The sequence below is a fragment of the Bradyrhizobium sp. genome, from assembly GCF_049512235.1.
Lineage (GTDB): Bacteria > Pseudomonadota > Alphaproteobacteria > Rhizobiales > Xanthobacteraceae > Bradyrhizobium.
The window spans coordinates 1-10,961 of the sequence record NZ_JBEKXH010000211.1 but is presented as its reverse complement, the minus strand read 5'-3'; the positions used below and the strand labels follow the sequence as shown (position 1 = coordinate 10,961).

The window sequence follows — 10,961 nt, the reverse complement described above, 5'->3', positions numbered from 1 at the left end:
CGGGCGTGCTTCCCGTTCCCCGTCATCGCCGCAATGACCGATCCCATCGTAACCCGCTTTGCTCCGTCGCCGACCGGCTTTCTCCACATCGGAGGCGCCCGCACCGCGCTGTTCAATTGGCTTTACGCGCGCAAGCACGGCGGCAGGATGCTGTTGCGGATCGAGGACACCGACCGGGAGCGATCAACCGAGCCGGCGATTGCAGCGATCCTGGACGGCCTGAAATGGCTGGGGCTCGATTGGGACGGCGATGTCATCTACCAGTTCGGCCGCGCCGCGCGGCATCGCGAAGTTGCCGAAGTGTTGCTGGCCAACGGCAAGGCCTACCGCTGCTACGCCACCCCGGAACAACTGACACTCATGCGGGAAAAGGCCCGCGCCGAGGGCCGAACGCGGCTTTATGACGGGCTGTGGCGAGACCGCGACCCGTCGGAAGCGCCGGCCGGCATGAAGCCCACGATCCGGCTGAAGGCGCCGCAGACCGGCGAGACCGTGATCGAAGACCAGGTGCAGGGCCGCGTGGTCTGGCAGAACGAGAATCTGGATGATCTCGTGCTGCTGCGCGGCGACGGCAATCCGACCTATATGCTCGCGGTCGTGGTCGACGATCACGACATGGCCGTTACCCACGTGATCCGGGGCGACGACCACCTGATCAACGCCGCGCGGCAGAAGCAGATCTACGACGCGCTGGGCTGGGACATTCCCAGCATGTCGCACATTCCCCTGATCCATGGGCCGGACGGCTCAAAGCTGTCAAAACGCCATGGCGCGCTCGGCGTCGACGCCTACCGCGCCATGGGATACCTGCCGGCGGCGCTGCGCAATTACCTGGTCAGGCTCGGATGGAGCCACGGCGACCGTGAGATTTTCTCAACCGGGGAAATGATTGGCGCTTTCGACCTGTCAGGGATTGGCCGCTCGGCCGCCCGGTTCGATTTCGCCAAATTGGAAAGCCTCAACGGTCACTATATCCGCCAAAGCGACGATCAATCTCTCGTGACCCAGTTCGAGAGTGTGCTGGACTATATCCCGGCGGGTCTCGGCCTCAAGGCCAAGCTCAATGACACCACGCGGGCGCAATTGCTGCGGGCGATGCCGAGCCTGAAGGAGCGCGCCAAGACGCTGATCGAGTTGATCGACGGTTCCTACTTCATCTTTGCCGACCGGCCGCTCGAGCTCGAGCCCAAAGCGGCCGCGCTGCTGACGCCGGAAAATCGGCAACTGATGGGCCGGCTGCTTGCCACGCTGGAGCCTGTCGCACCCTGGACAGCCGACGCCACCGAGGCGGCCATGCGAGCGTTCGCCGAGGCCAATAACCTGAAGCTAGGCGCGGTGGCCCAGCCGCTTCGGGTGGCGCTGACCGGGCGAACCACCTCGCCTGGCATCTTCGACGTCCTGGCTGTGCTGGGAAGGCAGGAATCCCTCGCCCGGCTCGGCGACCAGGCCGCCTCGTAGCAAGCCTCCTGATCAGCAGGCCTCCTCATAAGGTGGTATCACAGCCCGCCAGCGGCCATCTTGCAGCGCACACAGCAATAAGATACCCATTTATCGAATGCTTCGAGATTAAACCGGCTTCCCACGCCATCTATTCAGTGGCGCCAGCGGTTACCGGCCTTTTTGGCAACGATCTCATCGGGGACCTCACGATGGACGCAACATCCCACATCAAAACCGCAACACTGACGGTCGGCAACAAAACCTACGATTTCCCGATCTTGAACGGAACTGTAGGGCCCGATGTCATCGACATCGGCAAGCTCTACGCCCAGTCTGGAATGTTTACCTACGACCCCGGCTTCACTTCCACCGGGAGCTGCCAGTCCAAGATCACCTATATCGATGGCGACGCCGGCATCCTGGAATACCGCGGCTACCCGATCGAGCAGCTCGCCGAACACGGCGACTTCCTCGAAACCTGCTACCTGCTGCTCTACGGCGAACTGCCGACCAAGGCCCAAAAGGCCGATTTTGACAACCGCGTGATCCATCACACCATGGTCCACGAGCAGATGGCGCGGTTTTTCCAGGGCTTCCGCCGCGACGCCCATCCGATGGCGGTGATGGTGGCTTCGGTCGGCGCGCTGGCGGCGTTCTATCACGACTCCACCGACATCACCGATCCGAACCAGCGCATGATCGCCTCGATGCGCATGATCGCAAAGATTCCGACCCTGGCGGCGATGGCCTTCAAATACACCATCGGCCAGCCCTTCGTTTATCCGAAGAACTCGCTCAGCTTTGCCGCGAATTTCCTCAACATGTGCTTCGCGGTGCCGTGCGAGGAATACAAGATCAATCCGGTGCTGGCGGATGCGCTCGACAAGATCTTCATCCTGCACGCCGACCACGAGCAGAACGCCTCGACCTCGACGGTGCGGATCGCCGGCTCCTCCGGCGCCAATCCGTTTGCCTGCATCGCCGCCGGCATCGCCTGCCTGTGGGGACCGGCGCATGGTGGCGCCAATGAAGCCGCACTGGCGATGCTGGCTGGCATCGGCACGGTCGACAAGATCCCGGATTTCATCAAGCGGGTGAAGGATAAGAACAGCGATGTCCGCCTGATGGGTTTTGGGCATCGGGTCTACAAGAATTACGATCCGCGCGCCAAGATCATGCAGAAGATGTGTCACGCGGTGCTGGCGGAGACTGGCCACGGCGACGACCAGATGCTGAAAGTGGCGATGGAGCTGGAAAAGATCGCACTCAGCGATTCCTATTTTATCGATCGCAAGCTCTACCCGAATGTCGACTTCTATTCGGGCATCACCCTGAAGGCGATGGGCTTCCCGACCTCGATGTTCACTGTGTTGTTTGCTGTCGCCCGCACCGTCGGCTGGATCAGCCAGTGGAGCGAAATGATCGAGGACCCGCACCAGAAGATCGGCCGGCCGCGGCAGCTCTACACCGGCGCCACGCATCGCGACTACATCGAGATCGACAAGCGCAAGTAATTCGACGTTTCGAACCGAGGATGAGGGCGGCCCGCATCCGGCTGCGGCATCAACCGGGTTTGCCTTCCCGGCATGCGATAATCCCGGCGACCTACCCCGGCGCCTGCGTAGCACTGGGCGCAATTCTAATTCGCACCCCGCGCCTGACGCAACGTCGCCAGCACGATATCGGCCGCCCGTGCGCCGGGCGGCTGGTTGCCGGTCGACATGATCTGGTCGAGCTTGGCAAAGGCTTCCAGCTGCCGCCGCCGCAAGGGTGAATCGGTGAGGATTTCGCGCAGCGCGGGCACGAGCTTGTCCGGCGTGCAGTCCTGCTGGATGAATTCCGGCACGACATTCTCGCCGATCACGAGATTGGCCAGGATGACCGAGTTGACCCGGATCAGGCTGCGTACGATCCAGGCCTCGACGGCACCGGCCTTGTAGGCCGTTACCATCGGCACCCCGGATAGCGCGAGCTCCAGTGTCACGGTGCCCGATTTGGCGAGCGCCGCATGGGCGATGCGGAAGGCCGCCTGCTTTTCCTGTTCGCCGACGACGATGCGCGGCTGCACCGGCCAGTTGCTGACCCGCTCCCCGACTGCATCCTGCAAATGCGCCATGGTGGGAAGGATCAGTTCGAACGGCATGTCATGGTCGCGCAGCCGCCCCAGCGTCTCGCCGAATACCGCCATGTGGTGCCTGATCTCGCTGCGCCTGCTTCCTGGCAGCACCAGGAGAACCGGCGGCGCCTGGTCGCGGCGCTTCTGCTCCTCGGCACCGGGCCGAAGCGAGCCGATCTGCTCGATCAGGGGATGGCCGACATAGCTGCAGGGAGGACCGCGCAGCCTGCGGTATTCCTCCGGTTCGAACGGCAGCAAGGCAAGCACATGATCGACGTAGGCGCCCATCGCGCGCGCCCGGCCGGAACGCCACGCCCAGACCGAGGGCGAGACATAGTCGATGATCGGGATCGAGGGAGCGCCGGCCCGGACACGTCGGGCCACCCGATGGGTGAAATCGGGGCTGTCGATGATCACGAGAATGTCCGGCGAGGTTTCCGTCACTGCGGCGGCGGTGGCATGAATATGCCGCAGGATCATCGGCAGCTGCTTCACCACTGCCGCCAGTCCGACGATCGACAGCTCTTCGATCGGAAACATCGATCTCAGTCCTTCGCGCGCCATTGACCGGCCGCCGACACCTTCGAACCGGACCGCGCCGCCGAGGCGCTGGCGCAAAACCTTCATCAGGTTGGCGCCGAGCCGGTCGCCCGATTCCTCGGTCGCGATCAAGAATATCTTGCGCGAGACGTCGGGGTTGGCGCGCCCCCGTATCACGCGGGCAGGCCGGTCACGAAAAGTCCGGCACTGTCGGCGGCCGCGATCATGCTCTGCGCGTCGACGATGATGGTGTTGTCGGCGACGATCGCAATCCCGGCGAGCCAGGCCGCCGCTGCGCCTTCGACGGTTCGCGGACCGATGGTCGGAAGATCGAACCGCAAATCCTGTCCGCTTTTCGGCGCCTTTACAAGCACTCCCCGTTTGGCCCTGGCGCGAATCCGACCTTCGGCGCGCAGCCGCGCCACCCGCGCCAGCAGGGCATCGGTGCCTTCGATATCTTCTACGGCAACCACGTGACCGTCGATCACCACCGTGGCCTGACCGATGTCGAAGGGGCTCAGCGCCTGTAGCACCTCACGCCCTCTGGCAATATCGGCAGCGGAACCCGCATCAGGCGCTACCCCCGTGAGACATCCCGCGGGCAGCAGAAGATTCGGGGCGACATCGTTGATCCCCACCATGCGGAAGCCGTCTTGTTCGAAGATGCGGCCGATGCCGGTCAAAAGATGATCGTCGCCGCCCCGGAAAGCCGCCAATATCCTGCCGATCACGCGAAGCGTCCCCCAATCCAGCCGAATTTCGGAGAGCGCCGGCCGCACCAATGTGCCGATGAACAAGATCTCGCGGCAGTTTTCGGCGCGCAATAGTCTTACCGCCCTGCCGAACTGGCCGAGCGAAATCCAGTGATGGCGAAACCGCGCCACGGCGACCGGATCGCAGGCGCCCTTCAGCGCGAACAGAACAGGTTTGAGGCCGCGCGCGGTCATGGAATCCGCGACAGCGAAGGGAATGGCGCCCCCAGCGGCGATCAATCCGACGGGCGATGAAATCTCCAAAGCCTGCTCCGTCATGGTCAGCACCGAGGACCTAGGCAACTTTTCGGGAACCGGAATTCAGTTTGCCGCAAGCAAACGCTCCAAACCCAATAACGCAGGAGTATGATGATCGCACAACAGATATCCAGCCTCGGATCAGGTCCGCGGCCCAGGCTTTCGCGAAATACCGCACCTCAGGATTTTTTGCCATCATCGGCCGGAACGCACAGCGCCCGATGCTTGCCAGCGGCGATAAAGGTCAGAATTTCGGCGATCGCAGGATCTTTGGCGGCTAGCGGCTGCGCGTTGCTCAGCCGTTCGGTGAAAACGCCGGGGCCGTGAAACAGCTTCTGATAGAACGACCTGATGATCGCGAGCCGTTCCCGGGTAAACTTGCGGCGCCTCATGCCGATGATGTTGAGACCTTCGAGGCTGGCGTATTGGCCGTTGACGAGACCGAACGGTATCACGTCGCTGCGAACGCCGCAGACGCCGCCAACCATCACCTGCGGCCCGATCCGCGTGAACTGATGCACGGCGGACAAGCCGCCGATGAAAACAAAATCGCCGATCTCGCAATGACCGCCAAGCGTGGCCGAGGTCGCGAAGATCACGTCATTGCCGATCTTGCAGTCGTGGCCGACATGGCTGCAATTCATGAAATAACCGCGGTCTCCGACGCGGGTAATGCCGCCGCCGGCCACTGTGCCGGCGTTCATGGTGACCTGCTCCCTGATGGTGCAGCCATGGCCGATTTCAAGCCGGGTCAATTCGCCGCGATAGCTCAGGGATTGCGGCGGTGTACCCAGCGACACGAACGGATAGATCGTGCAGCCATCGCCGATCGTGGTTCGGGCCGTGATATGGACATGCGCGATCAGCTTGCAGTTCGCGCCGATCATGACGTGGGGGCCAAGGATACAGTAGGGACCGATCGAGGTGCCCTCGCCGATCACAGCGCCATCCGCAACCCGCGCGGTGGGATCGATTGTGGTCATCGAACCGTCCAATGCCAGCTCATCAATTTGCAGAGATTTCTGGTGGTTACCGCGACATGTTGATGCTGTCTAGTGACGTATGGTTACGCATGTTTCGGTGCTGCAACTACCAAATGGGTCGCGCCGACCGGATGCTCTCACAGATCGCCGCGACACCGGCTCGACACTGCTGCGGTTCGAGCCCTGCCGCGGAACCAGTTCATCAGTCGGTCAGCATCGCGCCGACATCAGCCTCTGCAACCGTCTTGCCGTTGACCCTGGCGTCGCCGTGAAACCACCACATGGTCTTGCGCCTACCGATGCTGCGCATGTGGTATTCGATGGTATCGCCGGGCATCACCGGCTTGCGAAATTTGCATTTGTCGATGGTGAGAAAATAAACCGCGCGCGGCCTCTCGGTACCCTCGACCGATTTGATGCCGATCACGCCGGCGGTCTGCGCCATGGCCTCGATCATCATCACCCCCGGATAAACCGGCCGCTCCGGAAAATGGCCCGGAAAGGCCGGCTCATTGAAGGTGACGTTCTTGATGCCGATACCGCTGTAATCGGCCCGGATATTGATCACCCGGTCAATCAGAAGCATCGGATAACGGTGCGGGAGCGTCTTGAGGATCTCATTGATATCCACCAGCTCAAACCTGACCGCTGCCTCCTCCATTACTCCCGTCCCTCGCCCTTCGGATCGGCTGTAATGTCGCGCGCGAGTCGCTCCACCGCCAAGATCTCGCGGAACCACTGCCTGGTGGGCTTCGCAAAGAACCCGCCCCAGCGTCCATTGGCTGGGATATCGTCCTTGACCCCGCTCATCGCGGTGACCTGCGCGCCGTCGCCGATGTGAAGGTGGTTGTTGATCCCCACTTTGGCCCCCAGTGCCACATTGTCGCCAATCGTCAGGCTGCCCGCTAGTCCAATCTGCGCCGCGAGCAGGCAATGCCTGCCGATGGTGACATTGTGGCCGATTTGTACCTGATTGTCGATTTTGGTGCCTTCGCCGATCACGGTATCGCGCAGGCTGCCGCGATCGATGGTGGTTCCGGCACCGATTTCAACGTCATTCTGGATCAGGACGCGGCCCGTCTGCGGCACTTTGAGATGGCCATCCGGCCCAAAGAACACGAAACCGTAGCCGTCCTGCCCGATGCTGCAGCCGGGATGGATCAGGACGTTGTTGCCGACCAGCGCATACTGAAGGGAGGAGCGCGCACCAATATTGCAATCCCTGCCAATCCGGACATTGGCGCCGATCACGGCACCGGCGCCGATCACCGTCCCGGCGCCGATTTCGACGCGCGGGCCGATCACGACAAGCGGATCGACAATCACGCCATCCTCCAGATGTGCGCTGGGATCGATGATGGCGGACGCCGCGATGCCGGCATGGTCGACCAGCGATCGCGGGCGGAGGGCGTCTCCATGCAGCGCGCGCGCAATTTTCACAAATTCGCGGAAAGGCTGGGCCGCGCGCAAAACGGCGACGTGGGCGGGGACGCGGGGTTCGAAACGTGCGCTCACGAGACACGCCCCGGCCCTGGTCGAAGCGAGCTGGTTGGCATATTTCAAATTGTCGAAAAACGTCAGATGCATCGGACCGGCCTGGTCGAGCGAAGCCAATCCCCTGACCTCAAGGCCACCCCGGGATGCATCGACCATCTCGGCCTTAGCCAACGCGGCGATCTCGGCCAGCGTCGACGGCGGCGGTTGTTCAAAAAAAAATGGCTGCGCCATTCCACCCGTCGCGGTCCGGCCGGTGATCGAACCAGAGCCCCGGTCCCGACGGATCAGGACTGAGCTTTCTGTTGGTTTTGACGCGTTTCCTCGACGCGAACCGGTATCCACTTCGCGCAAAAACGCCTGAGATCACGATCCAATAGGATTGCATCGCATCGTGATCCCATCTCTTTGATTGAGCAAGATCCTTTCGGAAAACCGGTTCCCACTTTTGCGGATCATGCTCTAGAACGAGGTCCCGCCGCCAAACTTGAACTGCTGAACGCGATCGTTCGGGCTTTTCGTCAAAGGTATTGCGTAGTCGAAGCGCAGCGGCCCAAACGGCGAAGCCCAGATCAGACCAACACCCACCGAGGTACGAACAACATTGGTATTGTCAAAAATCAATCCCGTACAGGTCCCGGCGGTCGGAGGGCTTACGGTCGACGGTATACAATGGGAGTTGGCGGGGGTAGTGACTTCGTTGGTCGCAGTCCATGTCGTCGGGCCCTGATAATCGTAGAGGCCGCCAGCGTCGGCATAGACCGCGCCCTTCAATCCGACCTCCTTCGGCAGGAACCAGAACGGCATCTGCAACTCGTATGACGCGCCCCAATATTTGGTGCCGCCAATGGCGTCCATGGTGCTGAAAGGGTTGAGGTCGCGCGGGCCGATGCCGTTCGGGGCAAAGCCGCGCACGAGGTTGGGGCCCATCTGGAACTGATCGAGCATACGCAGTTCGTTGTTGCCGACCTTGTTGAGAATGCCAGCCTGGACGTGCGCCAGCCCGACGATATCGGAGACCAGCGGTGTAAAGTATTTCGCGTCAATCGCGGACTTCAGGTAGGAGACGTCGCCGCCGACGCCGGCGAAGTCCTGCTTGAAATCGATCAGCAGGCCGTCGGTCGGGTTCTTGTTGTTGTCCAGCGTGTTATAGTCCAGCGAATAACCGACCGATGAAGTCAGCGCGGCGCCGTTCGCGAGTTCCTTGCGGACCGGCAGGGATGCCTCGCCATCAGAGTAGCAGCCCAGGCCATTGGTTGAGGCCAGATTGATACCGTTGACGTTGGCAAAGGCCGGGCTTGGATTGAACGCCGGATTGGGCGTTACCCCATCGGCCAGGAACTGGACGTTATTACAATTGTCGAGAATAGACGGCAGCGTGATCGTCTGCTGATAGAGCGAATACCGAACCTGCAGCGACAGGTCTTCGCGCAGGGCAAATCCAAGTCGCGGGCTGAAGCCGATGGTCTTTGTGCCGTAGGAAATGTAAGTGTTGGCGAGTTGCTCGCGATAGAAGGCGTCGATGCCGAACGCGACACGGTAGTCCAGCAGATAGGGATCGACATAAGACAGCGACAGACCGCGCGCGTATTGGCCATAGGTCACCGACGCCTTGGCAAACAGGCCGCGTCCGAGGAAGTTGCGCTCGGACACGCTGACCTCGGCGAGCGCGCCATCGGTGGTCGAGTAGCCGCCTGATACCGAGAAGTCGCCGGTGGATTTTTCCTCCAGTTCGACGATGAGAATCACACGATCGCTGGAGGATCCCGGCTCGGTCGTGATTTTCACGCTCTTGAAGAAATCGAGGTTCTTCAGGCGGCGCTCGGCGCGGTCGACCAGCGCGCGGTTGTAGGCGTCGCCTTCGGAAATATCGAATTCGCGCCGGATCACGTAATCCCGGGTGCGGGTATTGCCGCGGATGTTGATGCGTTCGATGTAGGTGCGCGGACCTTCGTCGATGCCGAATGTGATCGAAACGGTATGCGCGTCGAAATTACGATCACCGCGCGGCCGCACGATCGCGAAAGCGTAACCGCGCCGCGAGGCCTCGATCTGCATATCCTCGACCGACTTCTCCAGCGCCTCGGCGTTGTAGAGCGACCCGACATTGACCTGGGAGAAGCTGCGAAGCGAGTCGCCATCAAGACTGGCGATGCTGGATACGAAATTGACCGATCCGACCCTGTATTGCTGGCCCTCCTCGATCTTGAAGGTCACCAGGAAGCCCTTCCGCTCCGGATCATACTCCGTCAGCGCGGCCACCACCTGCACGTCGGCGTAACCATGCTTCAGATAGAAGCGGCGAATCAAATCTCGATCAGCCTCGACCCGGTCCGGATCGTAAATATCGCCGCCGCCGAGGAAACTCAGCAGATTCCATTCATGTGTCTTGATGACATCCTTGAGGCGATAGGAGGAATAAGCGCTATTGCCGATGAATTGCACCGACTTGATACCGGTTTTTTCTCCCTCGGCAATCGTGAAAATCAGATCGACGCGGTTGTTGGGCTGTTCAATGATTTCGGGGGTAACGCGCACGTCATAGCGGCCGGAGTGGCGATAGACTTCGGCGATGCGCTGGGCATCCGACTGGACCATGGGACGCGACAGCGTGCCGCGCGGCTTGGACTGGATTTCCGCCGAGAGCTGCTCGTCCTTGACCTTCTTGTTGCCCTCGAACGCCACCCGGCCGATCACCGGGCTTTCGATCACAGTGACCAGGATGCGACCTTTGTCCTGACTGATCTTGACGTCCTGGAACAGCCCGGTTTCGATCAGCGCCTTCAGCCCGTCATCGATTTGGGCCTGCTCCAGGCGCCCGCCGGGGCCCGGCTTGAAATAGGAGCGGATGGTTTCGACTTCGACCCTCCGATTGCCTTCAACCTGGATCGAATCGACACCTTGGGCAACGGCGGACGACGACACAAGCATGGCGGCCAGCGTGGCAGCGACCGGCATGGCGAACATCATCAGGGCGGCGAGCAGGCCTCCCCGCACTCGCATTCCAACAATCATGCGCCAGGCGCCCTTATCATTCCAGTGCCGGACCGCAGCCCTACGAACCAGCAGATTCCCATCATTGCCCCGCTTGTAGCGAATTTTGCCGAGCTGGCCCAAGCGTTAATGCAGTACAATTTCATTTTCATTCCAAGACGTTGCCCATCCGCCACGCCGTCCAATTAAGGCAAAATAAGGCATCAGGAAGCGGCCAGATGCAGGATGTCGTTATAGGTGGCGAACACCATCAACATCAGCACCAGCCCCAGTCCGATGCGGAACCCCATCTCCTGCGCCCGCTCTGAAAGCGGACGACCCCGCACCGCCTCGACCGCATAGAACAATAGATGACCGCCATCGAGTAAAGGAACCGGAAACAAA

Annotated in this window: 9 protein-coding genes; 2 read left to right on the top strand and 7 right to left on the bottom strand. The window is 61.4% G+C overall.

Annotated elements, in window-relative coordinates:
• The first annotated feature begins 33 nt into the window (after nt 1–33).
• Together gltX and gltA are read left to right on the top strand one after the other, a co-directional pair.
• Entirely contained in the window at nt 34–1,458 is a 1,425-nt protein-coding gene (gltX, locus tag ABSG20_RS19550) for a glutamate--tRNA ligase (RefSeq protein ID WP_423866158.1), read from the top strand.
• A gap of 191 nt (nt 1,459–1,649) precedes the next feature.
• Entirely contained in the window at nt 1,650–2,954 is a 1,305-nt protein-coding gene (gltA, locus tag ABSG20_RS19545) for a citrate synthase (RefSeq protein ID WP_423866156.1), read from the top strand.
• Nucleotides 2,955–3,079: 125 nt separating this feature from the next.
• Here gltA and lpxB read toward each other — a convergent pair whose 3' ends face one another.
• The 7 genes from lpxB to ABSG20_RS19510 form a co-directional block, all read right to left on the bottom strand.
• The gene (gene lpxB, locus ABSG20_RS19540; RefSeq protein ID WP_423866157.1) at nt 3,080–4,270 is read right to left on the bottom strand and encodes a lipid-A-disaccharide synthase; all 1,191 of its coding nucleotides are present in this window, start codon (nt 4,268–4,270) and stop codon (nt 3,080–3,082) included.
• On the bottom strand, nt 4,270–5,127 hold the full coding sequence (locus ABSG20_RS19535; protein ID WP_423866155.1) for an LpxI family protein: 858 nt from the start codon (nt 5,125–5,127) through the stop codon (nt 4,270–4,272). The genes lpxB and ABSG20_RS19535 overlap by 1 nt, the downstream gene beginning before the upstream one ends.
• 158 nt (nt 5,128–5,285) lie before the next feature.
• A complete protein-coding gene (lpxA, locus tag ABSG20_RS19530; RefSeq protein WP_423866154.1) occupies nt 5,286–6,089 on the bottom strand; it encodes an acyl-ACP--UDP-N-acetylglucosamine O-acyltransferase in 804 nt (267 codons plus the stop codon).
• Between the two features lie 202 nt (nt 6,090–6,291).
• Nucleotides 6,292–6,750 carry a 3-hydroxyacyl-ACP dehydratase FabZ gene (fabZ, locus tag ABSG20_RS19525; protein WP_423866153.1) on the bottom strand — a complete coding sequence of 153 codons (459 nt, stop codon included), beginning with the start codon at nt 6,748–6,750 and terminating at the stop codon, nt 6,292–6,294.
• Complete coding sequence (gene lpxD, locus ABSG20_RS19520; RefSeq protein WP_423866152.1) at nt 6,750–7,817, bottom strand: UDP-3-O-(3-hydroxymyristoyl)glucosamine N-acyltransferase; 1,068 nt, start codon at nt 7,815–7,817, stop codon at nt 6,750–6,752. Before lpxD ends, fabZ begins: the two co-directional genes overlap by 1 nt.
• A gap of 228 nt (nt 7,818–8,045) precedes the next feature.
• A complete protein-coding gene (gene bamA, locus ABSG20_RS19515) occupies nt 8,046–10,598 on the bottom strand; it encodes an outer membrane protein assembly factor BamA (protein WP_423866151.1) in 2,553 nt (850 codons plus the stop codon).
• Between the two features lie 182 nt (nt 10,599–10,780).
• Nucleotides 10,781–10,961: site-2 protease family protein (locus tag ABSG20_RS19510; protein WP_423866150.1), on the bottom strand; the 181-nt coding region annotated here is incomplete at its 5' end.